Genomic DNA, 19882 nt, shown 5'->3' with positions numbered 1-19882 from the left:
GGTCTGCCTCAACTTCAGGCAGCGAGCTTGTCGAGTTCCTTCAGCAGGGCGTCGGACATGGTTGCCGTCGAGACCTGAGCCATGCCCTCAGCCATGATGTCGGGGGTGCGCAGACCGCGCGACAGCACATTGTTCACAGCCGTCTCGATCAGGTCCGCATCCTCCGGCAGATCGAAGGTGTAGCGCAGCGACATGGCGTAGGACAGCAGGGTAGCCAGCGGGTTGGCCTTGCCCTGTCCGGCAATGTCCGGCGCGGAACCGTGCACCGGCTCGTACAGCGACTTGCGGCGACCGGTCTCGTCCACATCGCCCAGCGATGCGGAAGGCAGCATGCCGAGCGAGCCTGTCAGCATCGCCGCCGTGTCGGACAGCATGTCACCGAACAGATTGTCGGTCACGATGACATCGAACTGCTTCGGCGCACGGACAAGCTGCATGGAGCAATTGTCGGCGTACATGTGACTGAGCTCGACATCGGAGAAGGATTCCGCATGCAGCTTGGTCACTTCCTCGCGCCAGAGCACGCCGGACTCCATGACGTTGGCCTTCTCGACGGAGCAGACCTTGTTGCCCCGCTTGCGCGCCAGGTCGAAGGCGACGGCGGCAACCCGGCGGATCTCGGAGGTCGTGTAGACCTGCGTGTTGATCCCGCGCCGTTCACCGTTCGGCAGATCCTCGATCCCGCGCGGTTCGCCGAAGTACACACCACCCGTCAGTTCACGGATGATCATGATGTCCAGCCCTTCGATGATGTCACGCTTCAGGGTGGAGGCATCGACCAGCGGCGCGAAACAGAGTGCTGGGCGCAGGTTGGCATAGAGGCCCAGATCCTTGCGCAGGCGCAGCAGGCCGCGTTCCGGCTTCTGTGCGAACGGCAGGTCATCCCACTTCGGACCGCCGACGGCGCCGAGCAGCACGGCGTCGGAATTCATGGCGGTATCCACCACCTTGTCGGTCACCGGAATACCGTGCTTGTCGATGGATGCCCCGCCGACCAGATCCTCGGTCACGTCGAAGCTGACGGCGCGGCGATGATCCATCCAGTCGATCACCTTGCGCACGACACTCATCACTTCCGGCCCGATTCCGTCGCCGGGCAGCATCAGCAGTTTGCGATTGGATGCCATGGTCTCAATTCCTCCAGAATGGGCCGTGCGTCAGGACGCGGCGCGGTAAAGCCAGGGCGCGCTGCTCTTCTGTTGAGCCTCGAAGCCGTCGATGGCGTCGCCGCGCTGCATCGTCAGGCCGATGTCGTCCAGGCCATTGAGCAAGCAGTGCTTGCGGAACGGGTCGATCTCGAAGCGGAAGGTCTTGCCGTTGGACGCGAAGACGGTCTGGCTTTCCAGATCAACCTCGATCTCCAGGCCCTCTGCCGCGTCGGTCATCAGATACTCGATCGCATCCTTCGGCAGCGGCACGGCCAGAATGCCGTTCTTCGAACAGTTGTTGTAGAAGATGTCGGCAAAGCTTTCCGCAATGACGCAGCGGATGCCGAAATCCAGCAAAGCCCAGGGCGCATGTTCCCGGCTGGAGCCGCAGCCGAAATTGTCACCGGCGACCAGGATCTCTGCCTTCCGGTAAGGCTCCCGATTCAGAACGAATTCCGGAATCTCCGTCACACCGTCGGTGTAGCGCATCTCGTCGAACAGGTGCTTGCCAAGCCCCGAACGCTTGATCGTCTTCAGGAACTGCTTCGGAATGATCATGTCGGTGTCGATGTTGGCAATCCTCATCGGCGCCGCAGTTGCCTTCAGGCGGTCGAATTTCTGCATGGTTCGGGCTCCCTCTCCGTTCGCGCGTTGTCATAGCGCCAGCCAGTGCATAGTTAAAGTCCCAAGCAACACGGGAGAAGCCTGCCATGCCACAAACTGATGCCGAATTCCCCGGTGGCAGCGATACCGCATCCGCCAGATACCAGGCCAATGCCCGCTCAACGCTGCTTGCCTACCTGCTCTGGTTCTTCCTCGGCTGGCTCGGCGTGCATCGCTTCTATCTCGGCCGTGTGTTCTCCGGAATCATCATGCTGCTGCTCTGGGGCGCGGGAACCGGCCTTGCCGTGGTCTTCATCGGCTACCTGCTGCTGATACCCTGGGCCATCTGGTGGTGCCTCGACGCCTTGCTGATCCCCGGCATGGTCCGCGCGGAGAACAACGCCGTCGTCGACCGGATCGAACGCGGGAGGTGACTGTCTGCTGACCGTTCCGCCCCTCTCCCCCTCCCGGCCACCCACGCAAGTATCCTGAAATGGGTGGCCGGGAGGGGGAGAGGGGAGGCCCGGTCAGCGCAATGGACCACCGCTACTGTCGCGCCATCTCCGCGTTGGCGATCATTTCACCGTCCAGATCGCCCTGCTTGTACAGCCTGACGCTGACGCGGTGCAGTTCGCCGGTGAAGCAGTAGGGCGCGCCATAGCGACCCACGGGACTGCCACGGTCCCGGCCGATATCGAGACCGGACCAGGAGATGAACGGGCCGAAGGTGTGCGGCGAATGCAGTGACCCGGCCGCCTGCCCGTCGATCAGCAGCCGGTAGGTGATGCCGTCGCCGTCCGTGTCGTTGCGGGCCGTCAGACCGAGTTCCGTCGTGCCAGCGGGGATCGCCGCGGGCGACCGCAACACGGTCAGTTCCCCGCCGATGTTGGTGACATGAACCAGATGCCCCGCCCCGTCGATGTACAGCGCGTATCCGGAAGTGGCATCGCCATGGGCCAGCAGGATTCCTTCCGGCTTCCTGTCGCCGATCCGAACGTGCGCGGTGATGTCATAGTCGCGGCTGCGGATATCCGGTGCCACCTCGGTCGGGATATGCCCCATGCCCCAGTGGAAATCGAAACGGGTCCGCGCCCCCTGATGCCGCTCCGCATTCTCCGCGAAACGGGCGGCGAACCGGTCATCCAGCGGCAGCACGTTCCTGGCCGCCGCCTCCTGCCACCAGTGGTCGATCATCGCCTGCAGCCGCTCGGGATGTTCGGCAGCCAGATCGGCACTCTCCGAGAAGTCCGCGTCCAGGTGATAGAGTTCCCAGACGTCGTCATCGAACGGCGTTCCGGGCGGATGGAACGCCACCGCCTTCCAGCCATCGAGCCAGAGACCGCGATGGCCGAACATCTCGAAATACTGCGGCCGGTCGCGTGACGGCGCGTCGGCGTCCTTCAGGCTTGCCGCGAAGCTGACACCTTCCAGCGGCATCTGCGGCACGCCATTCACCTCGGCGGGCGGTTCGACACCGACAATCTCCAGCAGGGTCGGGACCAGGTCGCTGACATGGGCGAACTGATGGCGCAGCCCGCCTTCGCGCCCCAGACCGTTGGGCCAGGAAATCACCAGCGGATCGCGGATGCCGCCGCCATGGGTGTTCTGCTTGTAGCGTTTCAGCGGCGTGTTCGCCGCCATCGCCCAGCCGAAGGGGAAATTGGAATGGGTGTCCGGCCCGCCGATGTCATCGATGCGCGCCAGCTTCTCCGCCACCGACTCCTTGCGCCCGTTGTAGGGGCCCATGGCATTGACGAAACCGAACGGCCCGCCCTCCTGACTCGCCCCATTGTCGGACATGACGATGATGATGGTGTCGTCGCGGACCCCGGCGTCCTCCAGGAACCCGACCAGGCGGGCAAGGTGCTGGTCGGCATGGTCCAGCATGGCGGCATAGGCGGACTGCAGCCGGGTGAAGACCTTCTGCTCGTCCGCACTGTGCTTGTCCCAGGGGCGGACATTGTCGTTGATCGGCGGCAGCACGGTATCCTGCGGCACCAGCCCCAGTTCCTTCTGCCGCGCCAGCCTGCGCTCCCGCTCCACGTCCCAGCCGCCGCTGAACATCTCGTCATAGGACCGGATCAGGTCGAACGGGGCCTGATGCGGCGCGTGGCAGGCACCGAACGACAGCAGGGTCATCCAGGGCACGGTAGGCTGCTCGGCGATGTGGCCGGACAGGAAACGGATCGCCTGATCCACCAGATCGGACGTCAGGTGATAGCCGTCGGCGAAGGTGCCCGGCGGGTCGATGTGGGAATTGTCCTGCACCAGTTCCGGCGAAAACTGATCGGTCTCCGCGTCCATGAAACCGTAGAACCGGTCAAAGCCGCGCCCCAGCGGCCAGCCGTCGAACGGGCCGGTCGCCCCGGTCTCCGTCAGCGGCGTGACATGCCACTTGCCCAGCATGTAGTTGCGATAGCCCTGGCCCCGCAGCATCTCCGCGATGGTGCCGGCCTGCTTCGATATCTTGCCGGTATATCCCGGATAGCCGCTGTCGAAGTTCGCCAGACTGCCGACCCCGACCGAGTGATGGTTGCGCCCGGTCAGCAGTGCGGCACGGGTGGTCGAGCACATGGCCGTCGTGTGGAACCCGGAATAGCGCAGTCCCTCCCCCGCCAGCGCGTCGATGGTCGGGGTCCGGATGGTGGAGCCGTAGCAGCCGAAGTCCGAGAAGCCGACGTCGTCGAACAGCACCATCAGGATGTTCGGGGCGCCCTTCGGCGGTTTCACCTTCTCCGGCCACCAGGGTTTCGAATCCGCTATTGTCCGACCGATCTTTCCCGCGAACTCTTCGCTGTTTCCCGTCATCCTGCATTCCTCCCCGTCATGCGTGCAGCAGAACCTAGCGCATTGCCGACCGAAAGAGACAGCCCCGATGCGTCCGACCGGAACTGGGCTATAAGGCGGACTCTGAACACACTCGGGGAAGCAAGACATGAAACCAACAACCCTGTCAGGCGTTCGCGTCGTCGAGATGAGCCACATGATCATGGGGCCGTCCTGCGGCATGTTCCTGGCCATGTTCGGTGCCGACGTGATCAAGATCGAGCCGCCGGAGGGGGACCGGACACGGGCCCTGACCGGCATGGGCACCGGCTTCTTCCCCGTCTTCAACCGTGGCAAGCGCTCCGTCGCGCTGGATCTGGACGGCGAGGCGGGGATGGCCGCACTGCATGCCCTGCTGGCCGAAGCGGACGTCTTCATCGAGAATTTCCGCGACGGCTCGCTGGAGAAGCGGGGACTGGATTCGGCGACCCTGCGCCAGCGCTATCCGCGACTGATCACGGCGCCGCACAAGGGCTTCCTGAACGGCCCCTACCGTGACCGCACCGCGCTGGATGAAGTCGTGCAGATGATGACCGGCCTGGCCTACATGACCGGCCCGACGGGGCGGCCACTGCGGGTCGGGTCCTCGGCCAACGACATCATGGCGGGCATGTTCGGGGCCATGGGCATCATGGCGGCACTGATGGACCGGGACACCTCCGGCGAGGGCCGCGAAGTGCGCGTCGGCCTGTTCGAGAACTGCCTGCTGATGGTGGCGCAGCACATGGTGCAGTACGACCTGGTGGGGACGGAGGCACCGCCGATGCCGGAGCGGGATTTCTCCTGGCCGGTCTATGACATCTTCGAAACCGCCGATGGCAAGCAGCTCTTCATCGGCGCGGTCACCCTCGGCCACTGGGATTCGCTCTGTGGTCTGCTGGGGCTCGACGATCTGGTGGGACGCGACGACCTGAAATCGAAGATGCAGCAGATCGACGCCCGGACATGGACCATCCCGATCATCGCGGAGGCGGTCAGGACACGCACCCTGGCCGACCTGGAAGCGGCCTTCCTGCCGCTGGGCATCCCCTACGCCCCGATTGCCCGTCCGGCGCAGATGTATGACGACCGGCATGTGAACCGGCCCGGCGGGCTGCTGACCTCCACCTACAACGACAAGGCCTTCCGCGCGCCCGGACTGCCGCTGGATTTCGACGGTCAGCCCACGGACTTCGCGGCGGACGTGCCGGAGATCGGCGAACATACCGACGACATATTGCGTGCACTTGGCCTGGACAGTTCGACAATCGCCGCCGCCTCTGGCAAATAGGGCGAAATCAACAAACGACAGGAGGGAACCCCCCATGAAGAAGATTCTGATGACCGCCGTTGCCGCCGCCGCGCTGGCCGGCATTGGCCAGTCCGGCACGGCGCAGGCCGCCGAGGCCATGCGCTGCAGCCACCAGCTGCCGCCGCAGCACCACATCGCCCAGGTCATCGACCGCTGGGCCGCCGAGGTCGAGGCCCAGTCGAATGGCGACATCGACGTGCAGGTCTTCGGTGCCAACAGCCTTTCGGGCGCGAAGGAAAACATCCCCTCCGTCGCCAAGGGCAGCATCGAATGCGCCTTCTCCGTGAACTTCCAGTGGGGCAAGACCCTGCCGCTGATGAATGTCACGCTGAAGCCCTATGCCGTGACCAGCAAGGACGTCCTGGCCAACTGGCCGGGATCGGAGGCCGCGAAGTATCTCGAGGCGGCCCTGCTGGAGAAGGGCGTGCGCAACGTTGCCTGGCTGTTCACCACCCGGATGAGCGCCTATACCTCGAAGGGCAAGGCGCTGCTGACCCCGGCTGATTTTCAGGGCGTCAAGATTCGCGGCCTGAACCCGATTGTCGATGCCGGCCTGCGCGCCATGGGTGCCGCGCCGTCGGCCATGTCCGGCTCCAAGGTCTATCAGGCGCTGTCCACCGGTGTCATCGATGCGGGTCTGACCGACATCGCCGCCACCTGGTCACGCAAGTACTACGAAGTCCAGGATCAGGTCGTGGCCTCGCCGCTGTTCAGCGTCTTCTTCCATGGCTACGTCAACCCGGCCTGGTATGACGGCCTGAGCGATGCCAACAAGGCTGCGCTGGACGCCGCCGGTGCAAAGGCTGCCGTCTGGGCGGTCGAGGAGACCGAGAAGGCTGCCGGTTCCGCGCCGTACAACCTCGCCACCAAGAATGTGACCGTCCACATCCACACGGCAGAGCAGGCCGCGGTGATGAAGGCGGCGATGGGTCCGGCATTCGATGCCGCCTTCGCCGAGGAAACCGGTGACGAAGGCAAGAAGCTGCTGGAACTGGTCAACCAGATCGGCAAGTAAGCGGCAACCACCGCTTCGGATCGCACGGCAGGCAGCACCATGAACCCTGTTGAACGACATGGTGCAGGGGGTGACGGCACGACGCCCGCACCCGGCCTGCCGGAGCGTCTGGTGACACCCGTGGCGCGGCTGGGCCTCGGTCTGGCCGCGCTGGGGGTGCTCGTCGTTCTGGCCATCACCGGCTACAGCGTCTTCAAGCGCTATGTGCTCGGCACGCCGGTGACCTGGACCGACGAACTCTCCGGCTATCTCGTGGTCGCCATAGTCATGCTGGGCGCGGCGGAGACGCTGCGGCGCGGCGACCACATCAGCGTCGACCTGCTGTCAGGCCGCCTCAAGGGCAATGGCCGTCGCTTGGCCTCGGTCTGGGGCATGATTGCGGCCATACTGGTCATGCTGGCGATCCTGGTCAGTGGCATCACCGCTGTCCGGTTTTCCTATGACTTCGGTGTCTATTCCGACGGCTATCTGGCCGTGCCGATGTGGATTCCGCAGCTTGCCCTGATCGTCGGATCGGTTCTGGTCATTGCCGTGGCGGTGGCGCGCCTGCTCTCCATTCTGAGCGGCGGGCGGGGCGACCGATGACACTTGTCCTGATCCTCGGCCTGCTGCTGGTACTGCTGCTGACCGGCGCACCGATCTTTGCCGCGCTCGGGCTGGCATCCCTGATCATCACCCTGCTGACCGAAGGCCATGTGCACTCGATTGCCGACACGGTCTTCGCCAAGCTGAACAACAATCTGCTGACCGCGATCCCGATGTTCGCCTTCATGGCCTTCATCATGATCCGGTCCAGGGTGGTCGATCACCTCTATGAGGCCGCCAATGCCATGGTCCGGCACCTGCCAGGTGGCCTGGGCATCGCGACGGTACTGTCCTGCACGGTCTTCGCCGCCATTTCCGGTTCTTCCGTCGCCACCGCACTGACCATCGGCACCGCCGCCATCCCGCAGATGCGCCGGTTCGGCTATCCCGCCCATACCGCCTATGGCGTCATCGCCGCGGGTGGCACGCTGGGAATCCTGATCCCGCCCTCCGGCCCGATGATCCTCTATGCCATCGTGACAGAGGTCTCCATCGGCGCGCTGTTCCTGGCGGGGCTGATTCCGGGCCTGCTGATGGCACTCGTCTTTGCGCTCTACTGCATGTGGGCGGCCATCCGGCGACGGGATATCGAGAATCCCGGCTGGATCGGGTTCCGTGAATGCGCCCGTGCGGTCGGTCGCGCCTTCTGGGCCCTGATGATGCCCCCCGTGGTGCTGGGCGGCATCTATCTCGGAATCTTCACGGCATCTGAGGCGGCAGCCATCGGCTGCTTCTATGCCCTGTTCGTCGGTGTCGTGGTCTATCGCAACTTCGGCTGGCGCGACCTGTGGGAAACCTCGCAGGAAACCGTCCGCACGACCGCCATGCTGTTCATGATCCTGGCCGCCGCGGCGATCTTCGGACACGCCGTGACCATCATCCGCCTGCCGGCCGAACTGGTCGAGACCGTCGTCACCTACCAACTGACACCGCTGATGTTCGTGCTGGCGGTCATGGCCGTGATCTTCATCCTGGGCATGTTCCTGGAGACGATCTCGATCATCCTGATCACCACACCGATCATCTACCCCGTGCTGCTGCAACTGGGCATCGACCCGGTCTGGTACGGCGTGCTGCTGATGATCAATCTGGAACTGGCGCTGATCACACCGCCGGTGGGCATGAACCTGTTCGTCATCAAGGGTATTGCCGACGCGCCGCTGGCGGAGGTCATCCGTGGCATCTTCCCCTATGTCTTCCTGCTGCTGTTCGGCCTCGCCGCCGTCCTCGCGTTCCCCGACCTCGCCACATGGCTGCCGACGGCTGCCGGGTTCGGTTGAGGGCTTCAGATCTCGACCAGATGGTTCGGCAGTTCGTCGCGGTCATCAGGCTGGCGCGGGAAATGCCCGTCCAGTTCCGCACCGGCAGCGGAGATGGCATCGACAAAGGCATCCACGGTCCGGCCCTGTTTCATGTGGCTGGTGAAACCATCGACGATGCTGTCCCAGGTACCGGGATCAACAACCGCGTTGATGCCCGCGTCGGCAATGATCTCCACGTGATGTTCGGCCATTGCGGCAAAGATCAGGATGCCGGTGCGGTCGGCCGTTTGGTGCAGCCCCTGTCCCAGGAACTGGGTCCGGGCCAGCCGCGCCGCGCGACGCTGCTTCACCCTGCGCGGTACCAGCGCCATGCGCAGCGGCATGTGATGCAGCACCAGAAAGGCCAGCAGGGCGATGCCCGACTGCACGCCGATCAGCTGCGCGGCTGACAGACCGACCCCGCCCAGCACCAGCAACCCGCCGCCGAGCAGGCCCGCCAGTGACGACCACAGGGCAGCAATGATCAGGTAGGGTTCGCAGGCGCGGGCGACGACACAAACGATCTCGCCACTGGTCCGTGCCTCGACAGCGCGGATCGCGTCCGCGATGCGCTGGCGATCCGGTTCCGAAAAATGTCCAGCCATCACCAGCTCCCCGACGATCCGCCGCCGCCGAAGCCGCCGCCACCGCCGCCAAATCCACCACCGCTGCCGCCACCGAAGCCGCCTGATCCACCGGCAAGGCCGCCGCCATAGAGCATCCTCCGCCCACGCCTTCGGCCTGACCGGGGACCACCACCCTCCCCCTGTACCGCCATCAGGAAGAACACCAGGAACAGCAAGATGGGAAACAGGGCCACCATCCTCTCCGGATTGCCGTCATCCGCTTCATTCGGCAGGGGGGCATAGGTCCCCGCGATTGTCTGCAGGATGGCATTGGTGCCACGTACAATACCGCCCGCCAGATCGCCGTTGCGAAAGGCGGGAAGGATCTCGTTCTCGATGATCAGTCGCGACGTCGCGTCGGTGAGGCTGCCCTCCAGCCCGTAGCCGACCTCGATCCGCACCTTGCGTTCGGTCGGCGCCACGATCAGCAGGGCGCCATTGTTCCGGCCTTCCTGGCCGATCCCCCAGGCCCGGCCCAGACGATAGCCATAGTCGGCGATCTCGTACCCCTCCAGCGATTGCAGCGTAACGACGACGACCTGATTGCTGGTGGCCTTCTCATGGGCTGCCAGAGCGGTGGTCAGCTGCTGCTTGGTTGCCGCATCCAGCACCCCGGCCTGATCCAAGACGCGCCCGGTCAGGGGCGGAAAGGTCTGGGCAGCGGCCATTCCGGCCCAGAGCACCAGCGCCAGCAGGACCGGCAGGGTCCGCGTCGCCCTCCGTTGCAGGCAGGACTGCATCAGAACTTCACGGCAGGCGCCTGATCCGCCCCCGGGGCGGCCTGGAAATTCTGTTTCGGTTCCAGATCACCGTAAAGGATGGTCGCCCAGATGATGCCGGGGAAGGTCCGCAGTTCGGTGTTGAAGACCCGCACCGCGTCGATGTAGTCCCGCCGCGCCACGGCAATCCGGTTCTCCGTCCCCTCCAGTTGCGACTGCAGGGCGATGAAGTTCTGCGAGCTCTTCAGATCGGGGTAGCGCTCGACTGTCACCAGCAGCCGCGACAGGGCGCTGGAAAGCTGGCCCTGCGCCTGTTCGAATATCTTCAGCGCGTTCGGATCGCTCAACATGTCCGGCGTCACCTGGACCTGAACCTGCGTTGCCCTGGCCCGGGCCTCGATAACAGCGGTCAGCACGTCCTTTTCCTGCGCGGCGAAGCCCTTTACGGTTTCCACCAGATTCGGGATCAGGTCGGCACGGCGCTGGTACTGGTTCTGCACCTGCGCCCAGGCGGCATTGACGCCCTCGTCCAGTCGCGGGATCTCGTTCACACCGCAACCGGTCAGGCTGAGCGCCAGCAGCAGCATCGCCAGCAGGCGCGCCGGGGCATGAAACAGGCGTGGCAGGGCAGCGCTCATGACGGAAACCTCTGGTTGATCATCTTCGCGTACCCTTGCATATGACGCCCGGTCGGCCCAACCGCAAGCCCGCTCAGCCCTCGAACCAGTCGAACTGCGGCCCGGCGATCTCGCGCAGGCGGGCATAGTCATCGGCGAACATGTCCCGAAGCATCGCGCGCACGTCCGCCGGAATGCGGTCGTCGTAGCCGCCGACATTCTGCGGCGCATAGTCGATGCCGTGGGCCGGTTCCAGTTCCAGGAAGCCGAAGACACGCTCGGTTTCCGTCTCGGGGTCCGCGAAGAAGGCTTCCGACTTGATCAGGCAGACATTCTCCGCCCCCAGCACCGACTGCAGACGCTCGACCTGCGGCGCGTAACGGCTGCGGTCGACGTAGGAGAAATGCTGATGCGCCCATGACTGGTAGTTCGGATCCTGGCGGATCTTCTCGGCCTCCCCTGCCAGCCGTTCCGGCTCCCGCGCGATGGCATCGGCCAGCGAGAGATCGTCCTGATCCTTCTTCTTCTCGTGCCAGTAGTGGGAGAAGGTGCGGTCGATGGGGTCGCGCAGCATGGCGATGACGCGCACGCCGGGCAGGTCCGCCGCCATCCGCTCGATCGCCAGCGGGTGATACATGTAATAGGGGCTGGCCTCGAACGTCAGCACCGCCGCGCCGAGTTGCTTCTCCAGTTCCAGCTTCTCCGCCGTACGGGCGAAATGGCCGCGATACCAGTTCTCCCCGCGCGGATAGCCATAATCGAAGTAATGCACTTCCTTCGACGACGGCGGCAGGACCAGCGGATGCTGCTGCAGATAATGGTGCAGGGAGGTTGTCCCGGCCTTCTGCGCGCCGACGATGATGAAATCCGGCAGCACCCGATCATGCGCCGAGACCGCGACCTTGGCCCGGTGTCCGGCGTTGCGTATCAGGTCCTTGGTTCGCTGCCACATGCGCCTGCTGTCCGTCCCGTTGAAATGCTCCGCCGGAAGATGCACCAGTCCGCCGCCCGCCGCAAACCCAAGACGGTTTGCAGATGGCGGCAAGAGGTTCAGACTGCGCCGGTCAAACGGTAGGGGAGGACCGCATCATGAGCTACAAGCACCCGGCAGAACCTGAATTCGGCGGCACGATTGGGCGCACCTTCAACGAGTCGGAAGCCTGGTGGCCGGAACCGAAACTGCCGCGCGGCAAGCCCAATGTGCTGCTGATCGTGCTGGATGATACCGGCTTCTCGCACTTCGGCAGCTATGGCTCCACCATCGAGACGCCGAACGTGGACCGGCTGGCGGCAAACGGGCTGCGCTATTCCAGTTTCCATACCACGTCGCTCTGTTCGCCGACGCGGGCCTGCGTCATGACCGGACGCAACCATCACACTGTCCGGATGCGCGCGATCTCGAACATGGACAGCGGCTTTCCCAACATGCGCGGCGCCATGCCCCGGTCCGCGGCAACGGTGGCCGAAGTGCTGCGCGACGACGGCTATGCCACATTCGCCACCGGCAAGTGGCATCTGGCCCCGATGGTGGAATGTTCCGCCGCCGGGCCGTTCCACAACTGGCCGCTACAGCGTGGCTTCAACCGCTATTACGGCTTCATGCAGGGGGAGACGGACCAGTTCAGCCCGGAGATCACCTGCGACAATCACCTGATGTCGCCACCGGGCACACCGCAGGACGGCTATCATTTCTCCGAGGACATGGTGGATCAGGCCATGGGCATGATCCGCGACACCACCTCGCTGGTGCCGGAGCGACCGTTCTTCATGTACATGGCCTTTGGCGCCACCCACTCCCCGCATCAGGCGCCGCAACCGTATCTGGACAAGTACCGGGGCCGTTTCGACGCCGGCTGGGATGCGGCGCGGGAGGAATGGTACGCCCGCCAGAAGGCATCCGGCATCATTCCCGCCAACACCAAGCTCGCGCCGCGCAACCGGGGCGTGGAGGCCTGGGATGACCTGTCCCCCAACCAGCAGGCCTTCGCCAACCGGTTGCAGGAAGCCTTCGCCGGGATGCTGGACCATACCGACCACCAGATCGGCCGCATGGTGGATTTCCTGGCCGAGATCGGACGACTGGATGACACCATGATCGTCGTGATGTCCGACAATGGTGCCAGTCAGGAGGGCCAGTCGACGGGCGTCTTCGACGAGATGCGCCACTTCAACCAGCTGCACGAGGACGTTGACGAGGCGGTGAAGCACCTGGACCTGATCGGCGGCCCGCGCAGCCACTCCAACATCCCCTGGGGCTGGGCCCAGGCGGGCAATGCGCCGCTGAAATGGTACAAGCAGAACACCCATGGCGGCGGCACCCGTGATCCGCTGATCATCCACTGGCCCAACGCGCTGAAGGGTCAGGAGGGCCAAATCCGCCGCCCGTTTGCCTATGCCACCGACATTGCCGCCACCATCCTGGACGTGGCCGGTGTCGGCATGCCGGACGAGGTTGCGGGCGTGCCGCAGATTCCCATGACCGGCGTCAGCCTGAAGGACACGCTGACCGACCCCGACGCGAAGCCGGACAGGGACGTGCAGTACATGGAGATGCTGGGCCATCGCGGCATCTGGATGGATGGCTGGAAGGCCGTCACCTGGCACCGCCGGGGCAAGAGCTTCGATGATGACCGGTGGGAACTCTACAATCTGGATGAGGACTTCTCCGAGTGCGACGACCTGGCGGAGCGCGAACCTGCCAAGCTGAAGGAACTGACCGACCGCTGGTGGGTGGAGGCGGAGCGTCATGGCGTGCTGCCGCTGGACGACCGCGGCGCGGGGATGCTGTTCCGCGCCTCCCGCCTGCCAGGCACGCCAACGGCGCGGCGGCGTTATGTCTATTACCCGCCCGTCAGCCACATCGTGGCGGACGCCTGCCCCAGCCCGGCCCGCAGTTTCACCATCACCGCGACCATCGAACATCCGGCAGGCGATGGTGACGGCGCCATCCTCGCCCGCGGCACCATCAACAGCGGTCTGGCGCTCTATGTCAGCGGCGGCAGGGTGGTCTTCGACTACAACTGCTTCCGCGAACACAGCCGGATCGCGACGGAAACGCCGCTCAGCCCCGGCGCACACGAGGTCGTGGTGCAGGTGGACCGCAATGCCGACCAGTCGGCCACCGCCACCCTGTCCGTGGACGGCACGGTGGCCGGGACTGCCCACATTCCGATGCTGCTGCGCATCATCTCCTCCACCGGCATGGATTTCGGACGCTCCAACGCACCCGTGACCGACGACTATCTGGCACCCTTCATCTATCCGGGCCGGATCAGCCGCGTGGTCATCCAGTTGCCGGAGGTCGCGACGGCAAAGGACCGGGAAGCGGAGGTGGAGGCGGAAGCGCGTGCGGCCATGACCCGGCAGTAGACGGCCCCGAGTTCAGGGCTGCATCGGAGGCACCGGTCAGGCTATAACCGCCCGCATGATTGATTTTGATCCTGATCTCGATTTCGCGGGCGAAGACCTGCCGCCAACGCTGCGCGCGGTAGGCATGTTCGCCCAGACCCTGACCCAGGTGCGCTGGTTTCACCGTGTGGGCGAACTGTTGAGCGCGGAGGAAGCGGACGCGGCCCATGCCTATCTCTCCGCGCTGGGGTTCCCCGATGCGGGCCCTGCGGAAATCGGCGACTGGATGGAAGCCGAGGAAGCCGCCGGCAACAGCGACTGGAACAGCACGGGCTGGGAGGCGGAGGAGCAATTGCGCGCCGCCCTTTCGGTGCAGGCGGTCGACATCATCGGTGACGAGCAGGCGGTACTGGTCGCCCTGACGCATGTGACCAGCACGGCGTCGGAAGCTGTCCATGCGGCAGCCGCGCAGGCAGCTTCCCGTTTCGGCATAGATGACGAGGGGCTGATTCGTGCCGCCGCCGGTTCGGCGACCCAGGGTGCCTACCTCGCGGCACTGGTGCTGGCGGCGGGAGAGGACGAGGAACATGCCTTCGCGCACAAGTTCCGGCTCTTCGAATCCGGGCGCTGGCCCCTTGGCGTGACAGGTGCCACCCTGAACATCTTCTGATCCGATTCTTGCCGATTCCGGCGCTCTGCCCCTGCCCGCCCGCCAACGAACACAGGCTGCCCCATGTCGACCACCCGTATCGCCACCTGGAACATCAACTCCGTGCGCCTGCGCCTGCCGATCGTGCGGCGCTTCGTGCAGACCTACCGGCCGGACGTGATCTGCCTGCAGGAGATCAAGTGCGAGGATGGCAAGTTCCCCTACCAGGACTTCCGGGAGATGGGCTATCCGCACATGGAGGTCTTCGGCCAGAAGAGCTATCACGGCGTCGCCACCGTCTCCCGCGTGCCGCTGACGGGTACCGAGCGGCTGAAATGGGCCGGCAAGGATGACACCCGCCATCTGCTGACCCGCCTGCCCGGCGACGTGGAGGTGCACAACTTCTATGTGCCCGCAGGCGGTGACGAACCGGACCCGGCGGTGAACGAGAAGTTCGACCACAAGCTGCGGTTCCTGGACGAGGTGACGGCCTGGTTCGCGGAACGCCGGACGGACAGTGCCAGGGCCATCGTGGTGGGCGATCTGAACATCGCCCCGCACGAGAATGACGTCTGGTCGCACAAGAAACTGCTGAAGGTCGTCAGCCATACCCCCATCGAGGTGGCCCGCATGGCGGACTGGATCGCATCCCACGGGTTCCATGACGTGGTGCGCGCGTTCGTGCCGGATACCGAACAGCTCTACAGCTGGTGGAGCTACCGCGCCAAGGACTGGGATGCCGCCGACAAGGGCCGTCGCCTGGACCATATCTGGGTCACACCCGCACTGGTCGGTGCGCCGAAAGGCATGGAAGTGGTACGCGAAGCCCGCGGCTGGGGCGAGAAGCCGTCCGATCATGTGCCGATCTGGATGGACATCGACCTGGGCTGAACCTGCCCGGGCCTGCCCTTGCGACGAATGGTCATTTCCGCCCGGCCCGCGTAGCGCCGAAGATCGGCGGCATCCTCTTCCAGCATGCCGATCTGCGCGATGAAGCCCAAGCTGCTCACGACGTTGCCGTCCTACACACGCCACCTGTTCATGGCGGATGTGGCCGCCGGGCTGACCGTGGCGATGGTTGCGCTGCCCCTGTCGATCGCCATTGCCATCGCCTCGGGCGCCGATCCTGCCGCCGGTCTGGTGACGGCAGTGGTGGCGGGTTTTCTCATCTCTCTGCTCGGCGGCAGCCGGGTGCAGATCGGCGGTCCGACGGGTGCGTTCATCGTCGTCGTCTACGGGGTCATTGCCAACCACGGTTATGACGGCCTCGTCCTGGCGACGCTGATGGCCGGGCTGATCCTGCTCATCGCAAGTCTGCTGCGGGCCGGAACCCTGATCGCGCATGTGCCGGAGGCGGTGATCAACGGTTTCACCATCGGGATCGCGATCATCATCGCCACCAGCCAGATGAAGGACCTGCTCGGCCTGCAACTGGCCAGCGTCCCCGCTGACTTCGTGCCGAAGGTGGCGGCGCTGCTGTCCGTCCGCGACAGCTTCAGTCCGGCGGCGCTGGGCATCGGCCTCGCCACGGCAGCCCTGATCATCGTCCTGCGCAAGATCGCGCCCCGGTTTCCCGGCCTGATCGTCGCCGTCGCGGCCACGTCCGCAGCGGTGGCGCTGCTGGACCTGCCGGTGGAAACCATCACGTCACGCTTCGGCCCCCTGCCCGATGGTCTCCCGATGCCCGAGCTGCCGGTGATCACGCTGGCGAAGGTGACGGAACTGCTGCCCTCCGCCTTCGTCATTGCCTTCCTTGCCGGTATCGAATCCCTGCTCTCCGCCATCGTTGCCGACCGGCTGATCGACGGGCACTACCGTCCCAACGCCGAACTGATCGCCCAGGGTACGGCAAACATCGGCTCCGCCCTGTTCGGCGGCCTGCCCGCGACCGGCGCCATCGCCCGCACGGCAACCAACGTCCGCGCCGGTGGCAGGACTCCCGTGTCGGGCATGGTCCATGCCCTCGCGGTGCTGGCGATGATGATGGTCGCCGCACCGCTGGCCGGGCACCTGGCGCTGCCGGCCCTGGCCGCGCTGCTGATCATCACCGCCTGGAACATGAGCGAGCCTGACAAGTGGGGCAGCTATCTCAGGGAACCGGTCGCGGACCGGGTCCTGATCCTGCTGACGCTGGTGCTGACGGTTCTGGCCGACCTGACGGTTGCCATCGGCGTTGGCGTGGCCCTCGGGCTGGCGCTTCGGCTGCACCGGCGGAACGCCGGACCGCCCGACTGGACCCCGCGGGACCGATAGCCGGATCGCAGCGGGCTGACCGGTCGATCACATCCAACTACCTGATCTATAACGTTTTTCATGATCTGAACCAGAGTTGCAGATGCCCAAACTCCGGTTCGGAAGCTGCGACCTGCACCTTCCGGATGATTGTGCATCGACGTGTCCGGGACCTTGTTTGCGGGGCGGCCATCGAGCGAACGGACCGCACGTCAGATGCAACAGGAGATCACGAAGATGAACATGCGCATTCCCGCCCGATTGGTACTCGTCGCCATGCTGGCACTTCCCGCTACCGGCGCCTTCGCCAGCGAACGCCGCGACGCAACCACGGCTGCGCAGGAGCAGGCCATCCGCGACACCCTCACCGCCCAGGGCTACGAGGTCCGCAAGATCAAGCGCGAGGACGGACTGTTCGAGGCCTATGCGATCAAGGATGGCAAGCGTCTGGAGATCTATCTCGATTCCGCGATGAACATCGTCCGCACCAAGCGCGACGACTGAACCAGCGGCAAGGGGCGATGGCACGATCCGTCGCCCCTATCCCGAGACCGGAGTTTGAAGTCATGAAACGCATTCGTGTGTGGGACCTGTTTGTCCGGGTCTTTCACTGGTCACTTGTCATCCTCTTCGGCGCGAATGCGCTGATCATCGATGAGGACAGTGCCGTTCACGAGTGGATCGGCTATGCCGTCGTCGCCCTGATCGTCGCGCGCATCATCTGGGGGCTCGTCGGCACCCGCTACGCACGGTTCAGCAGCTTCCCGCCCAGCCGCTCAGCCGCGATGGAGCAGATGACCGATATCGCAGCGGGGCGCACCCGCGCGCATGTCGGACATACGCCGCTGGGCGCCTGGATGATCTACAACCTGCTGGTCACGATGCTGCTGATCGGCCTGTCGGGCTACCTGATGACCACCGACATGTTCTGGGGCATGGAATGGACCGAGGAACTGCACGAAATCCTGGTCTCATGGGCAGAACTGTCTGTCGTTGCCCACATTGCAGCGGTGATCTTCGAAAGCCGTCGCCTGCATGTGAACCTTCCACGCGCCATGGTGACCGGATACAAGGAGAACATGCCCGAATGAGGACATGATCCGTGACACATCCTGCAAGCCTGTCCAACAAAACACCCCTTGGCCTGATGGCGCTGATCCTTATCCAGGTGATCTGCGCCATCTTCTTTGCGACTGACGTGATCTCGGACTTCGCGGAAAGCGGCATGGCATTGTCAGGCCGGTACCACCTGATCATCGAGTCCGGTGCGACGGTCTCGCTCTGCGCCGCGATCCTGCTGGAAACGCGCTACTTCCTCTATCTGCTGCGCCGGAAGGCGCATCTGGAGAAGAGCGCATCCGTCGCCACGATGGCCGTGTTCGACATCATCGAGAGCCATTTCGATGCCTGGCAGCTCACCCCCTCGGAACGCGACATTGCCATGTTCCTGGTCAAGGGGCTCGGCATTGCGGAAATCGCGAAGATGCGCGGCAGTGCCGAAGGCACGGTCAAGTCGCACCTGAACGCGATCTACCGCAAATCGGGGACAGCCAATCGCGGCGAACTGTTGAGCAGCATCATCGACACGCTGATCGAGGAACGCCCGGCCAGCCCCTGAAACCTGCGGACAGGCAACCTGCCGCCGCATCCCGGTGGTTCACTGCGTGGCGACGTTCTCCGCCAGCCAACGCTTCATCCGCGCCATTGCCTCTTCGATATTGTCGATGGAGCTGGCGCAACTGAACCGCAGATAGCCCTCCCCGAACCGGCCGAAGCTGGTGCCTGCAATGGCGGCGACGCCGGTTTCCTGCAACAGGCGGTCCTGCATCGTGGCGCTGTCGAGGCCTGTACCGGTGATGTTCGGGAAGGCATAGAACGCGCCCCTGGGCATCACGCAGGACACGCCGGGCATGTCGTTCAGCAGCGCGACCATGCGGGTGCGGCGGACATCGAAGGCCGCGACCATTTCCTGCACCGCATCCTGCGGTCCCTCCAGCGCGGCGATACCGGCAAACTGGGTCGCGGCATTGACGCAGGAGTGGGTATTGACCGCCAGCTTGCCCGCCAGCGGTGCCAGACTGGCCGGCCACAATCCCCAGCCAAGCCGCCAGCCGGTCATGGCGTAGGTCTTCGACCAGCCATCCAGCACGATCAGCCGGTCTCGGATAGACGGGTAGTCGAGCAGGGTGACGTGATCCAGTCCGTCGTAGGTCATGCAGGAATAGATCTCGTCGGACATGATTGCGACATCCGGGAACCGCGCCAGTCCCTCCACCAGCCGGTCGATCTCGGCACGCGGCACCACGCCTCCCGTCGGATTGGCCGGGGAGTTCAGGATGATCAGCCGGGTGCGATCAGTGATCTGCGCCAGGACTTCCTCCGCCGAGAAACTGAATCCATTGGCTTCATGCAGGCGGATAGGCACCGCCCTGGCACCGGAGAACTCGATCATGGAGCGATAGATCGGGAAACCCGGATCCGGATACATGATCTCCGCGCCGGCCTCACCGAACATCAGCATGGCGAAGGCCATGGTGACCTTGCCGCCCGGCACGCAGACGATGTGGTCGGGATCGACCTCCGCGCCGTGACGGCGGTGAATGTCGGCAGCCACGGCAGCCCGCAGTTCGGGGATGCCATTGGCAGGCGTGTAGCCGTGATGACCATCGGCCAGCGCCTTGCGCCCGGCCTCCACGATGTGGCCCGGCGTCGGAAAGTCCGGCTGCCCGATGCCCAGATTGATCACCGACTTGCCCTGCGCCGCCAGCGCATTCGCCCGCGCCAGCACCTCGAACGCCGTCTCCGTCCCGAGCTGCGCCATCCGGCCACTGAGTTGCATCACGCCCCCTCCCTGCTTCATTCGTTTCGCGTTCTCATAGAGCGATTGGCAGGTGTCCGAAAGTGCTGCATCGGAAGACACCG

General features: G+C 64.8%; 20 protein-coding genes. 12 read left to right on the top strand and 8 right to left on the bottom strand.

What is annotated here, in order from left to right; all coding sequences use genetic code 11:
- Positions 1 to 14 precede the first annotated feature (14 nt).
- Positions 15 to 1127 (bottom strand): 3-isopropylmalate dehydrogenase, encoded by a 1113-nt coding sequence (gene leuB, locus QGV55_RS04080; RefSeq protein WP_281018130.1) that lies wholly within the window; start codon positions 1125 to 1127, stop codon positions 15 to 17.
- Positions 1128 to 1157: 30 nt separating this feature from the next.
- Entirely contained in the window at positions 1158 to 1772 is a 615-nt protein-coding gene (leuD, locus tag QGV55_RS04075) for a 3-isopropylmalate dehydratase small subunit (RefSeq protein ID WP_281018131.1), read from the bottom strand.
- Between the two features lie 86 nt (positions 1773 to 1858).
- Here leuD and QGV55_RS04070 point away from each other — a divergent pair, with 86 nt between their 5' ends.
- Entirely contained in the window at positions 1859 to 2185 is a 327-nt protein-coding gene (locus QGV55_RS04070) for a TM2 domain-containing protein (RefSeq protein ID WP_281018132.1), read from the top strand.
- 112 nt (positions 2186 to 2297) lie between these two features.
- Here QGV55_RS04070 and QGV55_RS04065 read toward each other — a convergent pair whose 3' ends face one another.
- Positions 2298 to 4559, bottom strand: a complete 2262-nt coding sequence (locus QGV55_RS04065) for an arylsulfatase (RefSeq protein WP_281018133.1) — start codon at positions 4557 to 4559, stop codon at positions 2298 to 2300.
- A 127-nt stretch (positions 4560 to 4686) separates the two neighbouring features.
- Here QGV55_RS04065 and QGV55_RS04060 point away from each other — a divergent pair, with 127 nt between their 5' ends.
- From QGV55_RS04060 to QGV55_RS04045, 4 genes are read left to right on the top strand one after another with little or no spacing between them, the layout of a single operon-like run.
- A complete protein-coding gene (locus tag QGV55_RS04060) occupies positions 4687 to 5847 on the top strand; it encodes a CoA transferase (protein ID WP_281018134.1) in 1161 nt (386 codons plus the stop codon).
- A gap of 34 nt (positions 5848 to 5881) precedes the next feature.
- Positions 5882 to 6883, top strand: coding sequence for a TRAP transporter substrate-binding protein DctP (gene dctP, locus QGV55_RS04055; protein ID WP_281018135.1), 1002 nt, complete (start codon positions 5882 to 5884; stop codon positions 6881 to 6883).
- 39 nt (positions 6884 to 6922) lie between these two features.
- On the top strand, positions 6923 to 7468 hold the full coding sequence (locus QGV55_RS04050) for a TRAP transporter small permease (protein ID WP_281018137.1): 546 nt from the start codon (positions 6923 to 6925) through the stop codon (positions 7466 to 7468).
- Positions 7465 to 8748 carry a TRAP transporter large permease gene (locus QGV55_RS04045; RefSeq protein ID WP_281018138.1) on the top strand — a complete coding sequence of 428 codons (1284 nt, stop codon included), beginning with the start codon at positions 7465 to 7467 and terminating at the stop codon, positions 8746 to 8748. The genes QGV55_RS04050 and QGV55_RS04045 overlap by 4 nt, the downstream gene beginning before the upstream one ends.
- Before the next feature lie 5 nt (positions 8749 to 8753).
- Here QGV55_RS04045 and QGV55_RS04040 read toward each other — a convergent pair whose 3' ends face one another.
- The 4 genes from QGV55_RS04040 to QGV55_RS04025 all read right to left on the bottom strand — a co-directional run bounded on the left by QGV55_RS04040 (position 8754) and on the right by QGV55_RS04025 (position 11683).
- Entirely contained in the window at positions 8754 to 9374 is a 621-nt protein-coding gene (locus tag QGV55_RS04040) for a TPM domain-containing protein (RefSeq protein WP_281018139.1), read from the bottom strand.
- Positions 9374 to 10135, bottom strand: a complete 762-nt coding sequence (locus QGV55_RS04035) for a TPM domain-containing protein (protein WP_281018140.1) — start codon at positions 10133 to 10135, stop codon at positions 9374 to 9376. Before QGV55_RS04035 ends, QGV55_RS04040 begins: the two co-directional genes overlap by 1 nt.
- Complete coding sequence (locus QGV55_RS04030) at positions 10135 to 10752, bottom strand: LemA family protein (RefSeq protein ID WP_281018141.1); 618 nt, start codon at positions 10750 to 10752, stop codon at positions 10135 to 10137. The genes QGV55_RS04035 and QGV55_RS04030 overlap by 1 nt, the downstream gene beginning before the upstream one ends.
- Positions 10753 to 10825: 73 nt before the next feature.
- A complete protein-coding gene (locus QGV55_RS04025) occupies positions 10826 to 11683 on the bottom strand; it encodes a sulfotransferase (RefSeq protein WP_281018142.1) in 858 nt (285 codons plus the stop codon).
- 137 nt (positions 11684 to 11820) lie between these two features.
- Between QGV55_RS04025 and QGV55_RS04020 the strand changes: the two genes are divergently transcribed.
- The 7 genes from QGV55_RS04020 to QGV55_RS03990 all read left to right on the top strand — a co-directional run bounded on the left by QGV55_RS04020 (position 11821) and on the right by QGV55_RS03990 (position 18578).
- Positions 11821 to 14100: an arylsulfatase gene (locus tag QGV55_RS04020; RefSeq protein ID WP_281018143.1), complete on the top strand. Its 2280-nt coding sequence runs from the start codon at positions 11821 to 11823 to the stop codon at positions 14098 to 14100.
- A 55-nt stretch (positions 14101 to 14155) separates the two neighbouring features.
- Positions 14156 to 14749, top strand: a complete 594-nt coding sequence (locus tag QGV55_RS04015; protein WP_281018144.1) for a hypothetical protein — start codon at positions 14156 to 14158, stop codon at positions 14747 to 14749.
- Positions 14750 to 14812: 63 nt separating this feature from the next.
- Positions 14813 to 15619, top strand: a complete 807-nt coding sequence (gene xth, locus QGV55_RS04010) for an exodeoxyribonuclease III (RefSeq protein WP_281018145.1) — start codon at positions 14813 to 14815, stop codon at positions 15617 to 15619.
- Positions 15620 to 15718: 99 nt separating this feature from the next.
- Positions 15719 to 16981: a SulP family inorganic anion transporter gene (locus QGV55_RS04005; protein WP_348637652.1), complete on the top strand. Its 1263-nt coding sequence runs from the start codon at positions 15719 to 15721 to the stop codon at positions 16979 to 16981.
- Between the two features lie 216 nt (positions 16982 to 17197).
- Positions 17198 to 17464, top strand: a complete 267-nt coding sequence (locus QGV55_RS04000; RefSeq protein ID WP_281018147.1) for a PepSY domain-containing protein — start codon at positions 17198 to 17200, stop codon at positions 17462 to 17464.
- Positions 17465 to 17526: 62 nt separating this feature from the next.
- Positions 17527 to 18051, top strand: coding sequence for a cytochrome b/b6 domain-containing protein (locus tag QGV55_RS03995; protein WP_281018148.1), 525 nt, complete (start codon positions 17527 to 17529; stop codon positions 18049 to 18051).
- Between the two features lie 56 nt (positions 18052 to 18107).
- On the top strand, positions 18108 to 18578 hold the full coding sequence (locus QGV55_RS03990; RefSeq protein ID WP_281018149.1) for a helix-turn-helix transcriptional regulator: 471 nt from the start codon (positions 18108 to 18110) through the stop codon (positions 18576 to 18578).
- 39 nt (positions 18579 to 18617) lie between these two features.
- On the opposite strand, the gene QGV55_RS03985 is transcribed toward QGV55_RS03990, so the two are convergent.
- On the bottom strand, positions 18618 to 19799 hold the full coding sequence (locus tag QGV55_RS03985) for a pyridoxal phosphate-dependent aminotransferase (RefSeq protein ID WP_281018150.1): 1182 nt from the start codon (positions 19797 to 19799) through the stop codon (positions 18618 to 18620).
- Positions 19800 to 19882: the final 83 nt, after the last annotated feature.

It is taken from the genome of Minwuia sp. IMCC3009 (assembly GCF_029909415.1).
Lineage (GTDB): Bacteria > Pseudomonadota > Alphaproteobacteria > Minwuiales > Minwuiaceae > Minwuia.
This window is presented reverse-complemented; position numbering and strand designations above follow the sequence as displayed.

Excerpts from the sequence above, each read along its gene's own strand:
- QGV55_RS04060 (WP_281018134.1), top strand. The coding sequence starts at position 4,687 with ATGAAACCAACAACCCTGTCAGGCGTTCGCGTCGTCGAGATGAGCCAC.
- QGV55_RS04040 (WP_281018139.1), bottom strand. The coding sequence starts at position 9,374 with ATGGCTGGACATTTTTCGGAACCGGATCGCCAGCGCATCGCGGACGCG.
- QGV55_RS04035 (WP_281018140.1), bottom strand. The coding sequence starts at position 10,135 with ATGCAGTCCTGCCTGCAACGGAGGGCGACGCGGACCCTGCCGGTCCTG.
- QGV55_RS03990 (WP_281018149.1), top strand. The coding sequence starts at position 18,108 with ATGGCGCTGATCCTTATCCAGGTGATCTGCGCCATCTTCTTTGCGACT.
- QGV55_RS04000 (WP_281018147.1), top strand. The coding sequence starts at position 17,198 with ATGAACATGCGCATTCCCGCCCGATTGGTACTCGTCGCCATGCTGGCA.
- QGV55_RS04070 (WP_281018132.1), top strand. The coding sequence starts at position 1,859 with ATGCCACAAACTGATGCCGAATTCCCCGGTGGCAGCGATACCGCATCC.
- QGV55_RS04050 (WP_281018137.1), top strand. The coding sequence starts at position 6,923 with ATGAACCCTGTTGAACGACATGGTGCAGGGGGTGACGGCACGACGCCC.
- xth (WP_281018145.1), top strand. The coding sequence starts at position 14,813 with ATGTCGACCACCCGTATCGCCACCTGGAACATCAACTCCGTGCGCCTG.
- QGV55_RS04030 (WP_281018141.1), bottom strand. The coding sequence starts at position 10,752 with ATGAGCGCTGCCCTGCCACGCCTGTTTCATGCCCCGGCGCGCCTGCTG.
- QGV55_RS04015 (WP_281018144.1), top strand. The coding sequence starts at position 14,156 with ATGATTGATTTTGATCCTGATCTCGATTTCGCGGGCGAAGACCTGCCG.
- QGV55_RS04025 (WP_281018142.1), bottom strand. The coding sequence starts at position 11,683 with ATGTGGCAGCGAACCAAGGACCTGATACGCAACGCCGGACACCGGGCC.
- dctP (WP_281018135.1), top strand. The coding sequence starts at position 5,882 with ATGAAGAAGATTCTGATGACCGCCGTTGCCGCCGCCGCGCTGGCCGGC.
- QGV55_RS04020 (WP_281018143.1), top strand. The coding sequence starts at position 11,821 with ATGAGCTACAAGCACCCGGCAGAACCTGAATTCGGCGGCACGATTGGG.
- leuD (WP_281018131.1), bottom strand. The coding sequence starts at position 1,772 with ATGCAGAAATTCGACCGCCTGAAGGCAACTGCGGCGCCGATGAGGATT.
- leuB (WP_281018130.1), bottom strand. The coding sequence starts at position 1,127 with ATGGCATCCAATCGCAAACTGCTGATGCTGCCCGGCGACGGAATCGGG.
- QGV55_RS04005 (WP_348637652.1), top strand. The coding sequence starts at position 15,719 with ATGAAGCCCAAGCTGCTCACGACGTTGCCGTCCTACACACGCCACCTG.
- QGV55_RS03995 (WP_281018148.1), top strand. The coding sequence starts at position 17,527 with ATGAAACGCATTCGTGTGTGGGACCTGTTTGTCCGGGTCTTTCACTGG.
- QGV55_RS04065 (WP_281018133.1), bottom strand. The coding sequence starts at position 4,559 with ATGACGGGAAACAGCGAAGAGTTCGCGGGAAAGATCGGTCGGACAATA.
- QGV55_RS03985 (WP_281018150.1), bottom strand. The coding sequence starts at position 19,799 with ATGCAACTCAGTGGCCGGATGGCGCAGCTCGGGACGGAGACGGCGTTC.
- QGV55_RS04045 (WP_281018138.1), top strand. The coding sequence starts at position 7,465 with ATGACACTTGTCCTGATCCTCGGCCTGCTGCTGGTACTGCTGCTGACC.